General features: G+C 45.1%; 23 protein-coding genes and 1 other RNA gene. 15 read left to right on the top strand and 9 right to left on the bottom strand.

Translation table 11 applies throughout. The features are described from left to right. Window positions 1-22: 22 nt before the first annotated feature. The gene (locus ACZ07B_RS13835; RefSeq protein ID WP_185183964.1) at window positions 23-721 is read right to left on the bottom strand and encodes a zinc ribbon domain-containing protein; all 699 of its coding nucleotides are present in this window, start codon (window positions 719-721) and stop codon (window positions 23-25) included. A 131-nt stretch (window positions 722-852) separates the two neighbouring features. Beyond that, on the bottom strand, window positions 853-1,467 hold the full coding sequence (locus tag ACZ07B_RS13830) for a PH domain-containing protein (RefSeq protein WP_003243118.1): 615 nt from the start codon (window positions 1,465-1,467) through the stop codon (window positions 853-855). 149 nt (window positions 1,468-1,616) lie between these two features. Here ACZ07B_RS13830 and ACZ07B_RS13825 point away from each other — a divergent pair, with 149 nt between their 5' ends. Continuing rightward, a complete protein-coding gene (locus tag ACZ07B_RS13825; protein WP_003228343.1) occupies window positions 1,617-2,252 on the top strand; it encodes an NAAT family transporter in 636 nt (211 codons plus the stop codon). A 16-nt stretch (window positions 2,253-2,268) separates the two neighbouring features. Here the strand turns inward: ACZ07B_RS13825 and opcR are convergent, their stop codons facing one another. Beyond that, on the bottom strand, window positions 2,269-2,826 hold the full coding sequence (gene opcR, locus ACZ07B_RS13820; RefSeq protein ID WP_003228345.1) for an opuC operon transcriptional regulator OpcR: 558 nt from the start codon (window positions 2,824-2,826) through the stop codon (window positions 2,269-2,271). A 263-nt stretch (window positions 2,827-3,089) separates the two neighbouring features. On the opposite strand from opcR, the gene opuCA reads away from it, so the two are divergent. From opuCA to opuCD, 4 genes are read left to right on the top strand one after another with little or no spacing between them, the layout of a single operon-like run. After that, window positions 3,090-4,232 carry an osmoprotectant ABC transporter ATP-binding protein OpuCA gene (opuCA, locus tag ACZ07B_RS13815; RefSeq protein WP_038829384.1) on the top strand — a complete coding sequence of 381 codons (1,143 nt, stop codon included), beginning with the start codon at window positions 3,090-3,092 and terminating at the stop codon, window positions 4,230-4,232. Between the two features lie 22 nt (window positions 4,233-4,254). Then, window positions 4,255-4,908: a glycine betaine/carnitine/choline/choline sulfate ABC transporter permease OpuCB gene (gene opuCB, locus ACZ07B_RS13810; protein ID WP_464877327.1), complete on the top strand. Its 654-nt coding sequence runs from the start codon at window positions 4,255-4,257 to the stop codon at window positions 4,906-4,908. 19 nt (window positions 4,909-4,927) lie between these two features. After that, entirely contained in the window at window positions 4,928-5,839 is a 912-nt protein-coding gene (gene opuCC / locus ACZ07B_RS13805) for an osmoprotectant ABC transporter substrate-binding lipoprotein OpuCC (RefSeq protein ID WP_464877408.1), read from the top strand. A 17-nt stretch (window positions 5,840-5,856) separates the two neighbouring features. Further along, the gene (opuCD, locus tag ACZ07B_RS13800) at window positions 5,857-6,531 is read left to right on the top strand and encodes a glycine betaine/carnitine/choline/choline sulfate ABC transporter permease OpuCD (RefSeq protein ID WP_014478003.1); all 675 of its coding nucleotides are present in this window, start codon (window positions 5,857-5,859) and stop codon (window positions 6,529-6,531) included. A gap of 31 nt (window positions 6,532-6,562) precedes the next feature. On the opposite strand, the gene ACZ07B_RS13795 is transcribed toward opuCD, so the two are convergent. Then, a complete protein-coding gene (locus ACZ07B_RS13795; RefSeq protein ID WP_014480910.1) occupies window positions 6,563-7,096 on the bottom strand; it encodes a GbsR/MarR family transcriptional regulator in 534 nt (177 codons plus the stop codon). Window positions 7,097-7,379: 283 nt separating this feature from the next. Between ACZ07B_RS13795 and opuBA the strand changes: the two genes are divergently transcribed. From opuBA to opuBD, 4 genes are read left to right on the top strand one after another with little or no spacing between them, the layout of a single operon-like run. Continuing rightward, window positions 7,380-8,525, top strand: coding sequence for a choline ABC transporter ATP-binding protein OpuBA (gene opuBA, locus ACZ07B_RS13790; protein ID WP_086344325.1), 1,146 nt, complete (start codon window positions 7,380-7,382; stop codon window positions 8,523-8,525). A gap of 16 nt (window positions 8,526-8,541) precedes the next feature. Next, window positions 8,542-9,195: a choline ABC transporter permease OpuBB gene (gene opuBB / locus ACZ07B_RS13785; RefSeq protein ID WP_017695164.1), complete on the top strand. Its 654-nt coding sequence runs from the start codon at window positions 8,542-8,544 to the stop codon at window positions 9,193-9,195. A gap of 11 nt (window positions 9,196-9,206) precedes the next feature. After that, window positions 9,207-10,127 (top strand): choline ABC transporter substrate-binding lipoprotein OpuBC, encoded by a 921-nt coding sequence (gene opuBC / locus ACZ07B_RS13780; protein WP_464877326.1) that lies wholly within the window; start codon window positions 9,207-9,209, stop codon window positions 10,125-10,127. A gap of 16 nt (window positions 10,128-10,143) precedes the next feature. Then, window positions 10,144-10,824: a choline ABC transporter permease OpuBD gene (gene opuBD / locus ACZ07B_RS13775; RefSeq protein WP_128993418.1), complete on the top strand. Its 681-nt coding sequence runs from the start codon at window positions 10,144-10,146 to the stop codon at window positions 10,822-10,824. Window positions 10,825-10,863: 39 nt separating this feature from the next. On the opposite strand, the gene ACZ07B_RS13770 is transcribed toward opuBD, so the two are convergent. The 4 genes from ACZ07B_RS13770 to rghR form a co-directional block, all read right to left on the bottom strand. After that, window positions 10,864-12,564, bottom strand: coding sequence for a methyl-accepting chemotaxis protein (locus ACZ07B_RS13770; RefSeq protein ID WP_464877325.1), 1,701 nt, complete (start codon window positions 12,562-12,564; stop codon window positions 10,864-10,866). A 127-nt stretch (window positions 12,565-12,691) separates the two neighbouring features. Then, entirely contained in the window at window positions 12,692-13,018 is a 327-nt protein-coding gene (catR, locus tag ACZ07B_RS13765) for a catDE operon transcriptional regulator CatR (protein ID WP_003242888.1), read from the bottom strand. Window positions 13,019-13,109: 91 nt separating this feature from the next. After that, complete coding sequence (locus tag ACZ07B_RS13760) at window positions 13,110-13,529, bottom strand: helix-turn-helix domain-containing protein (RefSeq protein ID WP_014480905.1); 420 nt, start codon at window positions 13,527-13,529, stop codon at window positions 13,110-13,112. A gap of 29 nt (window positions 13,530-13,558) precedes the next feature. Further along, entirely contained in the window at window positions 13,559-13,966 is a 408-nt protein-coding gene (gene rghR, locus ACZ07B_RS13755; protein WP_003220034.1) for a transcriptional repressor RghR, read from the bottom strand. 151 nt (window positions 13,967-14,117) lie between these two features. Between rghR and ACZ07B_RS13750 the strand changes: the two genes are divergently transcribed. Then, window positions 14,118-14,351, top strand: a complete 234-nt coding sequence (locus ACZ07B_RS13750; protein ID WP_009968172.1) for a helix-turn-helix domain-containing protein — start codon at window positions 14,118-14,120, stop codon at window positions 14,349-14,351. A 39-nt stretch (window positions 14,352-14,390) separates the two neighbouring features. On the opposite strand, the gene ACZ07B_RS13745 is transcribed toward ACZ07B_RS13750, so the two are convergent. Beyond that, window positions 14,391-15,161, bottom strand: a complete 771-nt coding sequence (locus tag ACZ07B_RS13745; protein WP_003228381.1) for an alpha/beta fold hydrolase — start codon at window positions 15,159-15,161, stop codon at window positions 14,391-14,393. A gap of 149 nt (window positions 15,162-15,310) precedes the next feature. Here ACZ07B_RS13745 and secG point away from each other — a divergent pair, with 149 nt between their 5' ends. From secG to ssrA, 5 genes are all read left to right on the top strand, one after another. Continuing rightward, complete coding sequence (gene secG / locus ACZ07B_RS13740) at window positions 15,311-15,541, top strand: preprotein translocase subunit SecG (RefSeq protein WP_003220028.1); 231 nt, start codon at window positions 15,311-15,313, stop codon at window positions 15,539-15,541. A 131-nt stretch (window positions 15,542-15,672) separates the two neighbouring features. Next, window positions 15,673-16,413, top strand: a complete 741-nt coding sequence (locus ACZ07B_RS13735; RefSeq protein ID WP_003242610.1) for an alpha/beta hydrolase — start codon at window positions 15,673-15,675, stop codon at window positions 16,411-16,413. Window positions 16,414-16,431: 18 nt separating this feature from the next. Next, entirely contained in the window at window positions 16,432-18,771 is a 2,340-nt protein-coding gene (gene rnr / locus ACZ07B_RS13730; RefSeq protein ID WP_003228386.1) for a ribonuclease R, read from the top strand. A gap of 144 nt (window positions 18,772-18,915) precedes the next feature. Beyond that, window positions 18,916-19,386: an SsrA-binding protein gene (gene smpB / locus ACZ07B_RS13725; protein ID WP_003220025.1), complete on the top strand. Its 471-nt coding sequence runs from the start codon at window positions 18,916-18,918 to the stop codon at window positions 19,384-19,386. 176 nt (window positions 19,387-19,562) lie between these two features. Continuing rightward, window positions 19,563-19,925, top strand: a transfer-messenger RNA (tmRNA) gene (gene ssrA, locus ACZ07B_RS13720). Window positions 19,926-20,070 lie beyond the last annotated feature (145 nt).

The raw sequence follows: 20,070 nt of genomic DNA, 5'->3' as shown, positions 1-20,070 counted from the left end.
CCAGCAGGTGATGGGATTGTTTTTAAAAGAGCATATAACGGAAAATTTCTTTGACATAGTGTTCGATAATAAGCTGAAATGTAACGCAGATGATCAGATAAATCACAATCGTTGAGTAAATGACATCAATTTTCCCTTTATATGAATGCTGGTAACTGCTCAGCATCGCAGGAGGAATGGCGAAAAATGCACCGATTAAACCAATGGCTAATATAGTAAAGCAAATGTCTGTATGTAATAAAAAGAAGAAAAGGGCAAGAATCAAAATAGCCGTAAACGGTATGAGAAACGCTCCGAATCTTGAGAATGAATCCTTGAAAGATACTTGGTTTCCCGCGATTTTCAGGGCGAAAAAGATGCATGCATGCAGGCCAAATAGAAATAAAATAAAATAAATGGTTGGCTCTAAGAAGATTGCTGTAAAGCTTACGCTTCCGGGACCGTCTGAAAAAAGAATATAAAACATCAAAGGGGTCAGCAAACTGAAAAGAACCATCGTAATGATTGCGCTGATCAGCTGTTCTCCGCCTGTTGCTTTACATTCCTGATAAGGGCGTTTCAGGACGGATAAGACAAATGAACCGAACTGTTTTGCTGCTTGCTTTGCAGCGGCTCCAGTTTGAGCTGCATGCTGGTGGCCTGATTGACCGGGGAGCGGTGATCCGCATTTCTCACAAAAATTTCCGCCATCTGTTTGATGGCCGCATTGAGGACAATACATAAAATAACTCCTTTATCTGTAATATAGGGAAAATAGACTAATAGTTTTATTATAAAAGAAAAAAGTTGTAAAGTAATCAATATTCATACAAAAAAAGACACGAGCACGATAGCAGCTGTGTCTTTTTTTATCTAGTTATTAATATATTTCTCAAATACATCCCCAAAATCCTTAATATGATACTGCGAGCGAACGGATGTCAGCCAAGTGAATCCGAATTCGGTCAGCTCTTTGTATTGCGTTTCAATATTGACGTGCTCAGGGCGGGTATGGTGAAGAATCGTCACTGCTTTATCTAAGCTTTGCTCCGCTTGATTGATTAAAATGTCATTTTCATAGGTTGTTTCAGCGATGCGAAGCAGTGCTTTATAAAGGTCTTTTAACTTTTCAATCTGGTCTTTGTGGACATCAATGTCGAATTGTTCACCGCCCAGCTTGAACTTAATTTCAACATCCAAATCCACTTTTCCGGCAGTTTCAAGAAAAACGTCAGAGATTTTATATTGCGAATAAGGATAGCGTTTCAACGTTCGTTTCGAGGAAGTGGCGCGTTCGCCGTCTACATGGATCAGGGCCAGGTTCGTAAAGCAATACTCGTCTGCTTTTGTTTTAATCAAGAAATAAATTTTCTCATTATCTTCATGCATGACATAGTCATCTGCGTCTGTTTTGTCATAGTCCTGAGGTTCGATAATTTTTCCGATATCAGATAAGCCCAAGGCATCTGCCGCAATTTTTTTGAACATCTGTATACGTCCTTCCTATTCAATTTGTCACTTCATTGTAGCATGGCGCGTTTCTGACAGGCTATAAAGGTTTACCGGGAAATCGCCTCCGGGTAAAAGGGTGGAGAATAATTCTATTTTCTGTGCAGACACTACCAACAAGGAGGTATATGATGTTCTCATTCATCGTTCACGTCTTCATTTCTTTATTCGCAGTATCGAATCCGATCGGAAACGTACCGATATTTCTGACGCTGACAGAAGGCTATACTGCAGCGGAAAGAAAAGCGATTGCCCGGAAGGCAGCTATTTTATCCTTTTTTATTCTCGCAGCTTTTTTGGTTTTCGGCCATCTTATCTTTAAACTGTTTGATATCAACATTCACGCGCTCCGAGTGGCGGGCGGCATATTCATTTTCGGCATTGCCTATAATCTATTGAATGCGAAAGAATCGCACGTGCAATCTCTTCACCATGATGAACATAAGGAAAGCAAGGAAAAAGCGGATATATCAGTCACACCTTTATCCATTCCGATCATTGCTGGGCCCGGAACGATTGCAACAGTGATGAGCCTTTCCGCCGGTCATAGCGGCATTGGTCATTATGTGGCTGTCATGATCGGTATAGCCGCCGTTATTGCCCTGACCTTTCTCTTTTTCCACTATTCTGCTTTTATCAGCAGCAAACTCGGAAAAACCGAGATGAATGTGATTACCAGACTGATGGGATTAATCTTAGCCGTGGTTGCGGTCGGGATGATTGGTGCGGGGCTGAAAGGCATGTTTCCGATCTTAACCTCATGATGCAAAAAGCAGCTCCTTATTTTAGAGAGCTGCTTTCTTTTGTTTTTGGCACGTACCGAAAGACTTCCTCACTCTCAAAAAATTCAATCAACCTGCTCAGCCAATCATAGTAATGAAGCCATTCTTTTAATTCATTCAGCAGCTGATTGACTTTCTCTTCCGCTTCCGGGGTAAGCCCGTCCCTTTGTAAAAGATCACTCAGCTCCCGGTTTAATTTTTTATACAGCACTTTGTTTTTGCTCACGACCTTTGTCCAATTCGCCGCGAATAAAGAAATGAAGGTTTGATAATAATCCTGCTCGACGTCATAAAGGTCTTTTCGTACGCCTTTTTCAAACACCTTTTCGGCGATATTGGCATCGATCATTTCCCGGACAACCTGGCTCATCCGTGTTTTGCTCATGCCCGTTGCCTCAGAGAGCTCGCTTAAGGTCATTGGTTTTCGATTCATATAAATAATTCCGAGCACACGTCCGACAGTTGAAGGCATTCCAAACGTATGCATATTTTCGGCAATCTTCTCAATGAGATGCTCTTCAGCATGTTCAATGATGTCGAGAGCGGTTTTTTTCACAGCTGATCATCCCTTCAAATGGCAATTGATGGTGTCAATATATCATATTTCTACCTGGTGTTGAAAATAGCTGAATGCAGAGGAAGTGGGAGGTATCCGGCGTAATTGTAAGAACACCCTTTCCGTCTCGGTCATAACAATAAATAATCTATAAATAACATATAATTTCAACACATTGTAAACTTTTTATTTTACAAAGTTCAAACTATAATAAGGATTATACTTTTCAGAAAATTTAAAGGAAACCTGCGGAGGTGCACGGATTGCTGAAATTGGAACAAGTGTCAAAAATATATAAAGGCGGCAAAAAAGCTGTGAACAGCATTGATTTAGATATTGCCAAAGGTGAATTTATCTGTTTTATCGGCCCGAGCGGCTGCGGAAAAACGACGACGATGAAGATGATTAACAGACTGATAGAACCATCGTCTGGAAGGATCTTTATCGACGGAGAAAATATTATGGAACAGGACCCGGTTGAGCTGAGGAGAAAAATCGGCTATGTGATTCAGCAGATTGGTTTGTTCCCCCATATGACCATCCAGCAGAACATCTCACTCGTACCAAAACTGTTGAAATGGCCTGAGGAAAAACGGAAAGAACGGGCGCGCGAGCTGTTAAAGCTTGTGGATATGGGCCCAGAGTATTTAGACCGTTATCCGCATGAACTCAGCGGCGGACAGCAGCAGAGAATCGGCGTGCTGCGCGCCCTGGCAGCGGAACCCCCTCTCATTTTAATGGATGAACCGTTCGGAGCGCTTGATCCGATTACGCGTGATTCCCTTCAGGAAGAATTCAAAAAACTGCAGAGAACCTTAAACAAAACGATTGTGTTTGTAACCCACGATATGGATGAAGCGATTAAGCTTGCTGACAGGATTGTGATATTAAAAGCGGGAGAAATCGTTCAAGTCGGCACACCTGATGAGATTCTTCGAAACCCGGCAAATGAGTTTGTTGAAGAATTTATCGGGAAAGAGCGCCTGATTCAGTCAAGACCGGATATCGAGCGGGTAGAGCAAATGATGAACAGAACGCCGGTGACGGTATCTGCGGACAAAACGCTTTCTCAGGCGATTCAGCTGATGAGAGAAAAACGTGTTGACTCGCTGCTCGTTGTGGACCGGCAAAACGTGCTGAAGGGCTATGTTGATGTGGAAATGATTGATCAAAACCGCAAAAAAGCGAGCATCGTTGGCGACGTATACCGTTCAGATATATATACCGTTCAAAAAGGGGCGCTTCTTCGCGATACAGTCCGAAAAATTTTGAAGCAGGGGATCAAGTATGTTCCGGTGGTCGATGAACAGAACCATTTAGCAGGGATTGTGACAAGAGCGAGCCTCGTTGATATCGTATACGATTCCATTTGGGGCGACGAGGAAAACCAGCTCATGACGATCTGACCAGGGGAGGAGCTCTTTTAAGATGAATCAAATGATGACTTTTTTGCAAACGAACGGCGGAGAGCTGTTGTATAAAACAGGAGAGCATTTATATATTTCACTCATAGCCGTTGTATTGGGCATTATCTTTGCAGTGCCGCTCGGCGTTGCTCTTACCAGAATGAAAAAAGGCGCAGGTGCGGTAATCGGTTTCGTAAACATTGTGCAAACCCTGCCGAGTCTGGCGATTTTAGCCTTTTTTATTCCGCTTCTCGGTGTAGGAAAAGTGCCTGCGATTGTCGCTTTATTTTTCTATTCGGTGCTGCCGATCCTGCGCAATACGTATACCGGCATTAAAGGTGTAAATAAAAACCTCCTGGAATCGGGGAAAGGGATTGGCATGACCGGCTGGGAGCAGATTCGGCTCGTTGAAATCCCGCTGGCGATTCCCATCATCATGGCGGGGATCCGCACATCAACGATCTACCTAATTGGCTGGGCGACACTTGCGTCGTTTATCGGGGGAGGCGGCCTCGGGGACTATATTTTTATCGGCCTGAACCTATACCAGCCTGAATATATCATTGGCGGTGCCGTGCCTGTCACAATTCTGGCAATTATCATTGATTATGTCCTAGCCGTGACAGAACGAAAGGTGACGCCGAAAGGCTTGCAAGGGATGAAGGAAGTTTCGTAAGGAGTTGGCTCAGTTGAAAATGACAAAAATCAAATGGCTTGGCGCGTTTGCTCTCGTCTTTGTCATGCTGCTAGGCGGCTGCTCTCTGCCGGGTCTCGGCGGCGCTTCTGACGACACAATCAAAATCGGGGCGCAAAGCATGACAGAATCAGAAATTTTAGCGAATATGATCGCGCAGCTTATTGAACATGATACAGATTTGAATACCGCTTTAGTGAAAAACCTCGGCTCAAACTATGTTCAGCACCAAGCGATGCTGGGCGGTGACATTGATATTTCAGCCACGCGCTATTCCGGAACAGATTTAACAAGCACCCTCGGCAAGGAAGCGGAGAAAGATCCAAAAAAAGCGCTGAACATTGTGCAGAACGAGTTTCAAAAGCGCTTTTCTTATAAATGGTTTGATTCCTACGGCTTTGATAACACGTATGCCTTCACCGTAACAAAAAAGTTTGCGGAAAATAAGCATATTAACACCGTGTCCGACCTGAAAAAAAATGCCTCCCAATATAAATTAGGCGTCGACAATGCTTGGCTGAAACGAAAAGGTGACGGGTATAAAGGCTTTGTCAGCACATATGGCTTTGAATTCGGCACAACTTATCCAATGCAGATCGGGCTTGTCTATGACGCAGTCAAAAACGGGAAAATGGACGCCGTTCTGGCTTATTCAACGGATGGACGGATTAAAGCCTATGACTTGAAAATCTTAAAAGATGATAAGCGTTTCTTCCCGCCGTATGACTGTTCACCGGTGATTCCGGAAAAGGTGCTTAAGGCGCATCCGGAGCTTGAAGGTGTGATCAATAAGCTGATTGGGCAAATCGACACGGAAACGATGCAGGAACTTAATTATGAAGTGGATGGCAAGCTGAAGGAGCCGTCTGTCGTAGCAAAGGAATTTTTAGAGAAACATCATTATTTTGACTAAGAAAAGAGGTGGATCATATGGAAGTACTACAGCAGCTTGGCACATACTATTCGCAAAACGGCGGTTATGTGCTGCAGGAGTTTTACCGCCATTTTCTGATGTCGGTATACGGCGTTTTATTTGCCGCCATTGTTGGAATTCCGCTCGGCATCCTGATAGCCAGATACAGAAGATTAAGCGGATGGGTTTTTGCGGTCACGAACGTCATTCAGACGATCCCGGCTCTCGCCATGCTTGCCGTGCTGATGCTTGTCATGGGGCTGGGCGCTAATACGGTGATATTGTCATTATTTCTGTATTCTCTTCTGCCGATTATCAGAAATACGTATACAGGGATTATCAGTATTGAGCACGCCTATCTTGAATCCGGAAAAGCAATGGGGATGACAAAATTTCAAGTGCTGAGGATGGTCGAGCTTCCGCTTGCGCTTTCGGTCATAATGGCCGGCCTGCGCACCGCGCTTGTCATTGCCATCGGCATTACGGCCATCGGGACATTTGTCGGTGCAGGCGGTCTCGGGGACATCATCGTCAGGGGATCAAACGCCACAAACGGAACCGCGATTATATTAGCGGGAGCGATCCCCACAGCTCTGATGGCGGTGATTGCCGATTTGGTCATGGGCTGGCTTGAACGAGCATTAAGCCCGATTAAAAAGAGAAAGAAGAAAAACTTGGCAGGTGCCGCATAAGAAAAAACGCCTTGTAATGACAGGGCGTTTTTTACGGCTTCGGCACATATTTAAAAATTTCTTCGCTCTCAAAAAACTCAATCAAACGGCTGAGCCAATTATAATAATCAAGCCATTCCTTTAATTCTTTCAGCAGTTCATTCACTTTTTCTTCCGCTTCAGGAGTAAGCTCTTCATCCAACACGCTAAGCAGCTCCCGATTGAGTTTTTTATGCATCATTTTGTTTTTGCTGACGACTTTGCTCCAGGTGGCTGAAAACAGCGTGATAAATGTTTGATAGTAGTCCTGCTCAACCTCATATAAATCTTTTCGGACGCCTTTTTCGAACACCTTCTCGGCAATGTTGGCATCAAGCATTTCCCGCACTACCTGGCTCATGCGTGTTTTGCTCATGCCGGTGGCCTCAGATAATTCCGTAAGCGTCATCGGTTTTCGATTCATATAAATAATGCCCAACACACGTCCGACGGTAGAGGGCATTCCAAATGCATGCATGTTTTCCGCGATTTTTTCTATAAAATGGTCCTCGGCTTGTTCAATGATCGTTAACGGATCTTTCTCCAACGGTTTCATCCTTTCAGCTAACAATTCCGATGTCAATATACCACATTTTTGATACGGCGAAAATGCTGTCAAAAGAGAATTTGGCAGGAAATTGGAGCAATAAGGAGATCAACACACGTCAATGCGGGTAAATCAGCGTTTACACATACTTTATAAATAATATGAACAAATTGTAAACTTTTTATTTTATAAACTTTATTCTATAATGTGAAGCATTCAATTGTCTAAAAAATTAAATTTAAACTGAACAAATTGAATAAACTTAATTTTGGAGGTGCGATGTTTGCTGACATTAGAAAATGTCTCGAAAACATACAGGGGCGGCAAAAAAGCCGTGAACAACGTAAATCTTAAGATTGCAAAAGGCGAATTTATCTGCTTTATCGGGCCGAGCGGCTGCGGGAAAACAACAACAATGAAAATGATTAACCGATTAATTGAACCTTCCGCCGGGAAGATTTTCATTGACGGCGAAAACATCATGGACCAGGATCCTGTAGAGCTCAGGCGCAAAATTGGCTATGTGATTCAGCAGATCGGCCTGTTTCCCCATATGACCATTCAGCAGAATATCTCACTCGTCCCAAAACTGCTGAAATGGCCGGAGCAGCAGCGGAAAGAGCGGGCGCGTGAGCTTTTAAAATTGGTCGATATGGGGCCTGAATATTTAGACCGTTACCCTCATGAATTAAGCGGGGGGCAGCAGCAGCGAATTGGTGTATTACGGGCACTTGCCGCGGAGCCGCCGCTTATCTTAATGGATGAACCGTTTGGGGCACTCGACCCGATTACGAGGGATTCCCTCCAGGAAGAATTTAAAAAACTGCAAAAAACCTTACATAAAACCATCGTATTTGTTACCCATGATATGGATGAAGCGATTAAGCTGGCAGACCGGATTGTGATTTTAAAAGCGGGAGAAATCGTTCAAGTTGGAACGCCCGATGACATTTTAAGAAATCCGGCAGACGAATTTGTTGAGGAATTTATCGGCAAGGAGCGGCTGATTCAGTCATCCAGCCCGGATGTTGAACGGGTTGACCAGATTATGAACACACAGCCTGTAACGATCACCGCGGATAAAACGCTTTCTGAGGCCATTCAGCTGATGAGGCAGGAACGGGTCGATTCATTGCTGGTCGTCGATGACGAGCACGTTCTGCAAGGCTATGTCGATGTTGAAATCATTGATCAATGCCGGAAAAAGGCCAATCTCGTAGGTGAGGTTTTACATGAAAATATATACACAGTACTGGGCGGCACACTGCTGCGCGACACGGTCCGCAAAATTTTAAAACGGGGTGTCAAATATGTTCCCGTTGTGGATGAAGACCGACGCCTGATCGGAATTGTGACGAGGGCAAGTCTGGTCGACATCGTGTATGACTCCCTCTGGGGAGAAGAAAAGCAGCTCGCAGCATTGTCATAGGGAGGGGCGATAAGTCATGCATCATATTGTTCAATTTTTGCAAACCAATGGGGGCGAGCTTCTTTATAAAACATACGAGCATATTACGATATCGCTCATTGCTGTGATCCTGGGCGTGCTGGTTGCCGTCCCCCTCGGAGTTGTACTTACCAGAATGAAAAAAGGAGCCGGCACCATTATCGGCATTGTCAATATTATTCAGACGCTGCCGAGTCTGGCCATCCTCGCTTTTTTTATCCCGCTCCTTGGTGTAGGGAAGGTTCCGGCCATTGTGGCTTTGTTTTTCTATTCCGTATTGCCGATTCTTCGCAACACGTATACCGGCATTCGCGGCGTCAACAAAAATCTGCTCGAATCTGGTAAAGGCATAGGAATGACGCCGACTGAACAAGTCCGCTTGGTGGAGCTGCCGCTTGCCGCGCCAGTGATCATGGCGGGAATCAGAACATCGACGATTTACTTAATCGGCTGGGCCACGCTTGCTTCCTTTATCGGAGGCGGTGGATTGGGTGATTACATTTTTATCGGCCTGAATTTATATCAGCCGGAATATATCATCGGGGGCGCGGTACCTGTCACGATATTGGCAATTGTGATTGATTATGTGCTGGCAGTTGCTGAACGAAAACTGACACCTGCCGGCATGCAGAGATTGAATGAATTGTCATAAGGAGGCGGCTCATGAAAAGAAAATATCTCAAATTAATGATAGGTTTAGCACTTGCGGCAACGCTGACGCTGAGCGGCTGTTCGCTTCCTGGTCTCAGCGCTGCTGCAGACCAGACCATTAAAATCGGCGCGCAAAGCATGAGCGAATCAGAAATCATCGCCAGTATGCTTGGCCAGTTGATCGAACACCATACTGATCTCAAAACAACAACGATTAAAAATCTTGGCTCCAACGCGGTGCAGCAGCAGGCTTTAATGAACGGGGAAATTGACATTGCGGCCACAAGATATACGGGAGACGCGCTGACAGGCACGTTGAGAATGGAACCTGAAAAAGATCCGGACAAAGCGCTGGCGCTTACTCAGCGGGAGTTTAAAAAAAGATATGATTTAAAATGGTATAACTCCTACGGGTTTGATAATACATATGCCTTTACAGTCAGCAAGGAACTGGCCGACCAATACCATTTAGAGACCGTATCAGACGTTAAAAAATGGGCGCCGCAATTAAAGCTGGGCGTTGATAACTATTGGATGAAGCTCAAAGGAAACGGCTATCAGGATTTTACAAAAACCTACGGCATGACATTCGGCGGCACGTATCCGATGCAGATCGGCCTTGTGTACGACGCGGTGAAGAGCGGAAAAATGGACATTGTGCTTGCGTATTCAACCGATGGAAGAATCAAGTCCTATGGTCTCAAAATGCTAAAGGATGATAAACAATTTTTCCCGCCGTACGACTGCTCTCCGGTTGTTCCGGAAAAGGTGCTCAAAGAACATCCTGAGCTTGAAGGCATCATCAAGAAAATGCTCGGAAAAATCGACACAGCCACGATGCAGGAGCTTAACTATGAAGTCGACGGCAATCTCAAAGAACCGTCTGTCGTTGCCAAGGAATATTTAGAAAAACATCGCTACTTCGAATCGTGAAAGGGGGACGAGGTCAATGAACGTGTTTGAACAGTTAATGACGTATTACGCGCAGAATGGCAGTTACGTCATGGATGAATTCAGCCGCCACTTTCTCATGTCGGCTTACGGCGTATTGTTTGCCGCTGTCGTCGGGGTTCCGGTCGGAATCCTCATCGCGCATTTTCGCCGTTTGTCAGCCTGGGTGTTTGCCGTAACAAACGTTATTCAAACAATCCCGGCGCTCGCTATGCTGGCCGTCTTAATGCTTGTTATGGGGCTCGGCGCAAATACCGTGATTCTATCATTATTTCTGTATTCCCTGCTGCCGATTATTCGAAACACGTACACAGGCATTATCAGTATTGAGCATGCCTACTTAGAATCGGGGAAAGCAATGGGCATGACGAAATTCCAAGTGCTCAGAATGGTTGAGCTCCCGCTCGCACTATCTGTCATTATGGCGGGCCTTCGCACGGCTCTCGTCATTGCCATCGGAATTACAGCGATTGGCACATTTGTCGGTGCCGGAGGCCTTGGGGACATGATTGTCCGCGGCTCAAACGCGACAAACGGAACTGCGATTATTCTAGCCGGAGCGATACCAACTGCGGTGATGGCGGTAGGGGCGGATTTGCTCATGGCCTGGCTGGAGCGGGCATTAAGTCCGGTGAAGAAAAAAAGAACCGGGGCGAAACACGTTCAATCAGCTGCATAGAATAGAAAAAGAGGCTGGAGTCCAGCCTCTTTTTTCTATTTAAATCGTAAACTGACCCATCTTCTCATTAAGCTCCTTGGCCAGCTGCTCAAGCTCTTCAGCATTTTGAAGCACTTGATCCATCGAATGGGCGGATTGCTCGGTTATTGAAAATGTTTCTTCAATGCCGGCGGCCGACTCTTCGGATACAGAAGCGATATTTTCAATCGATTGATTGATAGTAATCGATTGGTTTGTTAACTGCTTCAGGCCATCCGTTACTTCCTTAATGCTGTCTGCAACATGAGTGACGGATTGCTTGATATGCTGCATAGCCTGCCCGGTGTCTGTCAGGTTTTCCGTTCCTTTTTCGACTTCTGTAAAGCTGCTTTCCAAGTACGTAATGACAGTGTGGATCTCCTGCTGTGTCCCGCCTACAATCCGGGTAATATCCTGCACGGAATCAGAAACGCCGTCAGCCAGCTTTCTGACCTCCTCTGCCACAACGGCGAAGCCTTTGCCGCTTTCTCCTGCGCGAGCAGCTTCAATCGCGGCGTTAAGGGACAGCAAATTCGTTTGCTCGGCAATTCCGTTGATGACCCGAACGAGCTTGTTGATATCCTGAGAATGCTGTTCCAGTGATCTCACTTTATGCACGGCTTCTTGAACAATATGATGGATGGTTTTCATTTGCTGTAATGACGTAGCCATATTTTCGTTCCCGCTTACCGCGAGTTCGAGAACGTTTTGAGACGTATCGCTGATTGTGATGCCGTGATTATAGGCTTTATCAATGCTTTCGGTAAACTCATTCATCGATTCGGCAATCGTCACGGCGTCTTGGGCCTGCTGTTCAGAGCCCTCAGCCATTTCGTTCATCGTCTCGGTAATATGTTTGCTGCCGGATCTTGTTTCATTCGTTGCGGTTGCAAGCACCTGTGAAGAAGAAAGAACCCGGCTTGATATGTCTTTAGAATATCCGACAATATCTCTCAGATTCCCTACCATTTTTTGCAGCGCTTCATTCAGATCACCCAGCTCGTCTTTTGAGTTGAGCGCCTCCATATCGTTCGACAAATCGCCTTCGGCAATATGATTGGCAGATTCCTTCATGCGAATGATAGGCTTTACAATGTTTCGCGTGATATAAAGCCAGATGAAAATGCTGATGAGGATCGAAGCTGCCACAAGCAAAGCAGTGTAAATGAGCCCTTTATGATAGACGGCCTTCGTTTCTTTTACCGCTGTGTTGCTGCCTTCTTGATTTAAGTCAACAAGCTGAGTGATTGTTTTTTTCATATCCTCAAAGCTGGCCTCAGTCTGAACCAATAAACCTCTTGCTTTGTCCATGTCATTCGTGCGGCCGCTTTCGATAATTTGCGCATGAATATCCATATAGGTGTTCACTTCAGTTTGAAGCTGCTCGAACAGTTTCTGCTCTTTATCAGTGGAGATCGTTTTTTCGTAGTTAGCAAGCTTTTGGTTAATGTCTTCCATGATTTGATTCATTTCTTGATCAAGTGTATCCATTTTACTTTTGTCTGTATAAATCAGAAAGTCCTTTTCTTTAGAAGACAGGTGCTCGGTTACATAATTAATTGAAGTGATTCCTTTGATGCCGTCAATCCATTTTGTGTTGATTTCATCTGTTTTTTGAATGATATGCTGCATATTAAGAACGCCTATTCCGCCTACAAGTAAATTGATCAGGATCAGTGTCAAAAATACCAGGCTGAATTTGCGGGAAATCGTCAGTCGCATATAGTGGTCTCCTTTAAAAACGTAATGTGTGGATGTACTATATATCGGCTGAGAAATCGTTTTTTCACCTGGGAAAAAATAAAAAACGGCTCTTTTCTCGTCTTTGAGATCAGAACCGTTTTAGCAATTAGTCAAGAAAGGAAGGGTCAATCCATTCAGTCGCCCATTTAGAAATCTCACCTAATATGGGTGCTAGTGCCTTTCCTTTATCAGTCAATGAATATTCGATGCGAACCGGAGTTTCAGGGATGACATCCCGCTTCACTACTCCTTCAAGCTCAAGTTCTTTCAGCCGTTCTGACAGAACTCTGCCGCTTAGATTTGGAAGTGCTGCTTCAATTTCGCTAAATCGCTGCGACCCGTTCAAGAGCTGAAATACGATTAAAGCGACCCAGCGTTTACTTAAGATGTCGACTGCTTTTTCAAATCTAGGACACATTTCTGATTGGTTCATACTTTTCACCTCGTCTGTCACTATTATAACGCAAATAACGAGGGAGGGTATGCAAGCGTGATTGATAAAATATAGAAAGAGAAACAGGGGATTATGAGGAAGAGGCGCGTTTTTTTGCTTCTGAAGACAAAAAATCGAAGTATTTGCTGAGATTTTCAATATCCTGCTTTGAGAGATGTTCCCATTTTTGACTATTGAAAATCGGGAGGTGCTCCGCTCCGCGAGTGACAGCCGTCTGGTAAATTTCATAAACGGATTGATAGCTTTCAGATGCTTCGCGGATTTCTTCAGGAAAGGCCTGAATATGGCCTGCGGCGGCCATGAGGTTTTCGTACGGCACTTTCAGGACGGCTGCCAGTTTTTTAATCGTGGCGGGTTTTGGCGTCCCTCGTTTGCCGTTTTCAATTTTTGAAATGGTGGCCGAGCTGATGCCTGAGTACACCGCAAGCTGATTCACTGTCAGTTTGCGGGCGCGGCGCAGCTCCCGTAATTGCTGTCCGAACGGTGACATGGTCTATCGCCTCACATTTCTATCAAGAGTCAGTCATCAGCAGACCGTTTTTTGGCTTCGTCTGAAATAAACGAAAAATAATGATCCAGCATGAGCAAATCTTCTTTATTGAGATATTGCCACTTTTCGTTCTCAAGAAGCGCAAGGTTTTTCAGGTCATAGGCCTCCGCTTTTTCAAGCAGCTTGCACTTCGTTTCATAAGGGGCCCTGGCTTCATGCACTTCTTCGATGTAACCAGCCTTGTACATAAGCCCCTCATAAGGAATTTTTAAGGCCTCTGCCAGTTTTTTGATGGTGGCAGGTTTGGGAACGCCCCGTTTTCCGTTTTCGATTCTGGAGATGCCGGCTGCGCTTACGCCTGAATAAGTCGCCAGCTGGTTGACTGTTAACTTTCTCTCTTCACGCAATGCCCGTAATTGTTCGCCAAAGCTTTCCATATATCTCACCCCGTCCCTCACTGTTACTCATATTTTAGTATGTTTATTGACTAAAGGGAATAGGTAGACTGGAAATGTATTGACAAAAGTTAACATAAGCCGTAATGTAAAAGTATAGAAAAAAGTTTTTCAGGAATGGAAGGTGAGGAAAGTGCCAGTAGAAAAGATACAGATTAGACGTGATTATGTCTTGCAGTATATGGTTAATAACGATTATTCCCTTAATCAGCTTGCGCTGGAAATCGGAGTCTCACCCGCCACACTGAGCCGCGTGCTGAATGGAGAAAGACGGCCGGGGCAGCTTGTGATTGGTAAAATGCTTCACTATTTTAATTTGAAATTTGAGGATCTTTTTTACTATGATTTTGTTGACAAAAGTCAATAAAGTAACAAAAAACGCAAGGAAGCCAAGCGTTTTCTATTCCTATGAATGATGTGTCAGCACAAACCCTGTCACCAGCTCATTGCACGTTTTCCATTGTTTTGTCGGCAATTGATGTCCCTGATATTCCAATCTGAAAAATTCGGCATGTCTGCACGATCTTCGGTAATAGCCTGCGTTTGTAAAGGTCCAGTCCCGCAGGCCGCCATACATAAACAGCATTGGCATTTCTAGGCGGGGCAGCTGTTCAATGCAGTTGTAGCCAAGCGAATCCAGATAATACTGATGCCAATGGGCCTGGTCTGCTTTTTTCATATGGTCTGTTAATATGCTGCGAAGCTGTCTGTCTTTTGTGTGGCTGCCAGCGAGGATTTTCATGAGCAAACCGGGGTTTTTTTCAAGCAGATACATTCCCAGTTTGTGCAGCTTCTGGCCGATTACGTTATGAACAGCGGGGTAGGCGCCGGACAGAATAAGGTGTGACACTTTGTCCGGGCGGGTGAAGCCGATATGCTGCGCGATTAAGCCTCCGGCAGAATACCCGAATAACACAGCTTTATCAATGTGCAAAGCGTCCATGAATTGCGCGATCTCGTTTGCGTAATAGGAAATAGACGCTGGCTGATCGATGTGATCACTATCACCGTGGCCACTTAAATCGGGAAAAATCACCCTGAAATGCTTGGATAGAAGGCGCTGATAATAAAAAACCTTGCGTCCCATGCCCGGCGGGTGGATAAAAATGATAGGGATTCCCTGTCCATATTCTTCATAAAAAAGATGTTTCCTGCTGTCTATGCTGATAAGCGGCATCGCTTTTCTCCTTTGACCTTTTCATTATGAATAGGGTAACCAAGATAAAACGTCTTATCCGGCCTTTTGGCGTCTGATACAGCGTGACATGCCAACCCTTTTCATGTAAAATAGAAGTAATGTAGCCAGTGAGTCTGGAGGTGTATGGGATGCACGCAGTTTTGATTACCTTATTGGTTATCGTCAGCATTGCACTTATTATTGTCGTTTTGCTTCAATCCAGTAAAAGCGCCGGATTATCTGGTGCGATTTCAGGCGGAGCGGAGCAGCTCTTCGGGAAACAAAAAGCAAGAGGTCTTGATTTAATTTTGCACCGCATTACGGTAGTGCTGGCAGTCTTGTTTTTCGTGTTAACGATTGCGCTTGCTTATATCCTATAGGGCAATGTTTGTATAAGGTCTGATGTGAAGTCAGGCCTTTTTCACGTTTCTGGATGATATTCAAAACGTTTTTTTCTGATTAAACTGTGGAAAACTAAAATGATCGTGCAGATAGAAAGGGAGACATGAGCATGAAAGTTGTGACACCAAAACCATTTACATTTAAAGGCGGAGACAAAGCGGTGCTTTTGCTGCATGGCTTTACAGGAAATACAGCGGATGTAAGGATGCTGGGACGATATTTGAATGAACGCGGCTATACGTGCCACGCGCCTCAATATGAAGGACATGGCGTCCCGCCTGAAGAACTTGTACATACGGGGCCCGAAGACTGGTGGAAAAACGTAATGGATGGCTATGAATACTTAAAATCTGAAGGCTATGAGAGCATTGCTGCCTGCGGACTGTCGCTTGGCGGGGTTTTTTCGCTGAAATTGGGTTACACTGTACCCATAAAGGGAATTGTCCCAATGTGCGCACCGATGCATATTAAGAGTGAAGAGGTTATGTATCAAGGCGTTCTTTCATACGCTCGCAATTACAAAAAGTTTGAGGGGAAAAGCCCGGAGCAAATTGAAGAGGAAATGAAAGAATTCGAAAAAACGCCGATGAATACCCTCAAGGCGCTGCAAGACTTAATTGCTGATGTGCGGAATAATGTCGATATGATTTATTCACCGACATTTGTGGTGCAGGCCCGTCATGACCACATGATTAATACCGAAAGCGCCAATATTATTTACAACGAAGTGGAAACTGATGATAAACAGCTGAAATGGTACGAGGAATCAGGGCATGTCATTACACTCGACAAAGAACGTGACCTCGTCCATCAGGATGTGTATGAATTTTTAGAGAAGCTCGATTGGTAATCAACAGGAGGTCGGATAATGGAAAAAGAAGCATTTATGGAAAAGCTTCTCTCGTTTATGAAGGAAGAGGCGTACAAGCCTCTGACCGTTCAGGAACTTGAGGAGATGTTAAATATTACGGAAGCCGAGGAGTTTAAAGAGCTCGTCAAAGCGTTAGTCGCCTTGGAAGAAAAAGGGCTTATCGTACGGACGAGAAGCGACCGCTACGGCATTCCGGAGAAGATGAATTTAATAAAAGGAAAAATTTCAGCCCATGCGAAAGGATTCGCCTTTTTGCTGCCTGAGGATACGTCGTTAAGTGATGTGTTTATTCCGCCTAATGAGCTAAATACGGCAATGAACGGCGATATCGTCATGGTGCGTCTGAACTCACAGTCAAGCGGCTCCAGGCAGGAAGGAACCGTCATACGGATTTTAGAAAGAGCGATTCAGCGGGTTGTCGGCACGTATACAGAAACGAGAAACTTCGGCTTTGTCATTCCGGACGACAAAAAAATCACGAGTGACATCTTCATTCCGAAAAATGGGAAAAATGGAGCTGCGGAAGGGCATAAGGTTGTTGTCAAGCTGACGAGCTATCCTGAAGGCCGTATGAACGCAGAGGGTGAGGTTGAAACCATTCTCGGCCACAAAAACGACCCGGGCATTGATATTTTATCAGTCATTCATAAGCACGGCCTGCCGGGAGAATTTCCAGCTGACGCGATGGAACAGGCATCAAGTACGCCTGACACTATTGATGAAAAAGATCTGAAAGACCGCCGTGATCTCCGTGACCAGGTGATTGTCACCATTGATGGTGCGGATGCGAAGGATTTGGATGATGCAGTTACCGTGACGAAGCTTGATGATGGAAGCTACAAGCTTGGCGTTCACATAGCTGATGTCAGCCATTACGTAACCGAAAACTCGCCGATTGACAAAGAAGCGCTTGAAAGAGGGACAAGTGTGTATCTGGTTGACCGTGTCATCCCGATGATTCCGCACAGATTGTCAAACGGCATCTGCTCCTTAAATCCAAAGGTTGACCGCCTGACGCTTTCTTGTGAAATGACAATTAACAGTCAGGGACAGGTGACAGAGCACGAGATATTCCAAAGTGTCATCAAAACAACGGAAAGAATGACATATTCAGATGTGAATAAAATTCTTGTTGACGATGATGAAGAGCTGAAACAAAAATACGAGCCTCTTGTTCCGATGTTCAAAGACATGGAGCGTCTGGCTCAAATTCTGCGCGATAAGCGGATGGACCGCGGCGCCGTTGACTTTGATTTCAAAGAAGCAAAGGTGCTTGTTGATGACGAAGGAGCGGTTAAAGACGTTGTGATCAGAGAACGCTCTGTCGCCGAGAAGCTGATTGAAGAATTTATGCTTGTAGCAAACGAAACAGTGGCGGAGCATTTCCATTGGATGAACGTCCCGTTTATATACCGGATTCACGAAGAGCCGAATGCTGAAAAGCTGCAAAAGTTTTTAGAGTTTGTGACGACATTTGGCTATGTGGTGAAAGGAACGGCGGGGAATATTCATCCGCGCGCGCTGCAAAGCATTCTGGACGCTGTGCGTGACAGACCAGAGGAAACGGTTATATCTACTGTTATGCTCCGTTCGATGAAACAGGCGAAATACGACCCGCAAAGCTTGGGGCACTTCGGTCTGTCAACGGAATTCTATACGCATTTCACATCGCCGATCCGCCGTTACCCGGACTTAATCGTTCACCGTCTGATCCGAACGTATTTGATCAACGGCAAAGTCGATGAAGCGACACAGGAAAAGTGGGCTGAACGCCTGCCGGATATCGCCGAACATACATCATCTATGGAGCGCCGTGCAGTTGACGCCGAGCGTGAGACGGATGATCTGAAAAAAGCGGAATACATGCTTGATAAAATCGGTGAAGAGTTTGACGGCATGATCAGCTCTGTGACAAACTTCGGAATGTTCGTCGAGCTGCCGAATACAATCGAAGGGCTCGTCCACGTCAGCTTTATGACAGATGACTACTACCGCTTTGACGAACAGCATTTCGCAATGATCGGCGAGCGGACAGGCAACGTCTTCCGCATCGGGGATGAAATCACAGTCAAGGTTGTCGATGTCAATAAAGATGAGCGCAATATCGACTTTGAAATCGTCGGCATGAAGGGCACTCCGCGGCGTCCGAGAGAATTGGACAGCAGCCGGAGCAGAAAACGCGGAAAGCCTGCCAGAAAACGTGTTCAAAGCACCAATACGCCTGTTTCTCCAGCTCCGTCTGAGGAAAAAGGGGAATGGTTCACTAAGCCGAAGAAGAAAAAGAAAAAACGCGGCTTCCAGAACGCGCCGAAACAGAAACGGAAAAAGAAGAAATAGCAGCTCAACCAGCAAATAGGGCCGCAGCGCTCTATTTGCTTTCTTTCGGAAACAGCTTTTCATTGTAGCGGTACGTGACATTTGGTAAAATAGAGCGTATCGCAAAAGGTGGACAGTTTTTCCTTAGAGAGAGGAGGTTCTGGCATGCCAAAAGGGTCAGGAAAAGTATTATCTCAAAATAAGAAAGCCAACCACGATTATTTTATAGAAGAAACCTATGAAACAGGCATCGTTCTGCAAGGAACCGAAATCAAATCGATTCGCGCCGGCCGCGTAAACCTTAAAGATTCCTTCGCCAAAATCGAACGGGGAGAAGTGTTTCTCCACAATATGCACGTCAGCCCCTATGAGCAGGGAAACCGCTATAACCACGATCCGCTCCGGACAAGAAAGCTGTTAATGCACCGCAAGGAGATTAATAAACTGATCGGGTTAACAAAGGAAAAAGGCTATTCTCTCGTTCCGCTGAAGCTGTATTTAAAAAATGGCTTTGCCAAAGTGCTTCTCGGCCTTGGAAAAGGGAAGAAGAACTATGACAAACGGGAAGACCTGAAGCGCAAGGACGCGAAGCGGGAAATCGAAAGAGCGTTCAGAGACAGTCAAAAAGGCTTCTAAAGGCATAGTGCTTGATTCGAAAATCAGGCCTGTGCTATACTGTGTTCACGATCAGATCACGTCGCCATTCATTTGAAGGATTTGACAATTGAAAAGAGCCGTGATCATGTTATAATAAGACTATAGCCAGTTTGAGTGAGAGCTTGATATTTTCTCCCGTATTTCCCTTATACCAAGGGGACGTTACGGATTCGACAGGGATGGATCGAGCTTGAGCTGCGAGCCGAGAGGCGATCTCGTAAACACGCACTTAAATATAACTGGCAAAACTAACAGTTTTAACCAAAACGTAGCATTAGCTGCCTAATAAGCGCAGCGAGCTCTTCCTGACATTGCCTATGTGTCTGTGAAGAGCACATCCAAGTAGGCTACGCTTGCGTTCCTGTCTGAGAACGTAAGAAGAGATGAACAGACTAGCTCTCGGAAGGCCCGCCCGCAGGCAAGAAGATGAGTGAAACCATAAATATGCAGGCTACGCTCGTAGACGCTTAAGTAATCGATGTTTCTGGACGTGGGTTCGACTCCCACCGTCTCCATACATACTGACAATAAAGCAGAACCTCTTAGAGGGTTCTGCTTTATTTTTTCTCCAAACCACAGGCACCAAAAAGTGCGTACTTCCATTTCAATCCCAGCTGTTTCATACTGATTGCAGAGCAGGTGTTTCACCAATCAGATTTCTGT

The organism is Bacillus sp. 9.4, from assembly GCF_055486415.1.
The sequence above is the reverse complement of the archived record's forward strand: the minus strand, read 5'-3'. Positions and strand labels throughout refer to the sequence as shown.

Bases quoted from the DNA above. Each gene is read 5' to 3' on its own strand.
- ACZ07B_RS13745 (WP_003228381.1), bottom strand. From the start codon at position 15,161: ATGCCGCTTATCAGCATAGACAGCAGGAAACATCTTTTTTATGAAGAA.
- opuCC (WP_464877408.1), top strand. From the start codon at position 4,928: ATGACAAAAATCAAATGGCTTGGCGCGTTTGCTCTCGTCTTTGTCATG.
- opuBC (WP_464877326.1), top strand. From the start codon at position 9,207: ATGAAAAGAAAATATCTCAAATTAATGATAGGTTTAGCACTTGCGGCA.
- ACZ07B_RS13735 (WP_003242610.1), top strand. From the start codon at position 15,673: ATGAAAGTTGTGACACCAAAACCATTTACATTTAAAGGCGGAGACAAA.
- catR (WP_003242888.1), bottom strand. From the start codon at position 13,018: ATGAACCAATCAGAAATGTGTCCTAGATTTGAAAAAGCAGTCGACATC.
- opuCB (WP_464877327.1), top strand. From the start codon at position 4,255: ATGAATCAAATGATGACTTTTTTGCAAACGAACGGCGGAGAGCTGTTG.
- ACZ07B_RS13830 (WP_003243118.1), bottom strand. From the start codon at position 1,467: ATGTTCAAAAAAATTGCGGCAGATGCCTTGGGCTTATCTGATATCGGA.
- rnr (WP_003228386.1), top strand. From the start codon at position 16,432: ATGGAAAAAGAAGCATTTATGGAAAAGCTTCTCTCGTTTATGAAGGAA.
- opuBD (WP_128993418.1), top strand. From the start codon at position 10,144: ATGAACGTGTTTGAACAGTTAATGACGTATTACGCGCAGAATGGCAGT.
- opuBB (WP_017695164.1), top strand. From the start codon at position 8,542: ATGCATCATATTGTTCAATTTTTGCAAACCAATGGGGGCGAGCTTCTT.
- rghR (WP_003220034.1), bottom strand. From the start codon at position 13,966: ATGGAAAGCTTTGGCGAACAATTACGGGCATTGCGTGAAGAGAGAAAG.
- smpB (WP_003220025.1), top strand. From the start codon at position 18,916: ATGCCAAAAGGGTCAGGAAAAGTATTATCTCAAAATAAGAAAGCCAAC.
- ACZ07B_RS13770 (WP_464877325.1), bottom strand. From the start codon at position 12,564: ATGCGACTGACGATTTCCCGCAAATTCAGCCTGGTATTTTTGACACTG.
- ACZ07B_RS13760 (WP_014480905.1), bottom strand. From the start codon at position 13,529: ATGTCACCGTTCGGACAGCAATTACGGGAGCTGCGCCGCGCCCGCAAA.
- secG (WP_003220028.1), top strand. From the start codon at position 15,311: ATGCACGCAGTTTTGATTACCTTATTGGTTATCGTCAGCATTGCACTT.
- ACZ07B_RS13825 (WP_003228343.1), top strand. From the start codon at position 1,617: ATGATGTTCTCATTCATCGTTCACGTCTTCATTTCTTTATTCGCAGTA.
- opuCD (WP_014478003.1), top strand. From the start codon at position 5,857: ATGGAAGTACTACAGCAGCTTGGCACATACTATTCGCAAAACGGCGGT.
- ACZ07B_RS13835 (WP_185183964.1), bottom strand. From the start codon at position 721: ATGTATTGTCCTCAATGCGGCCATCAAACAGATGGCGGAAATTTTTGT.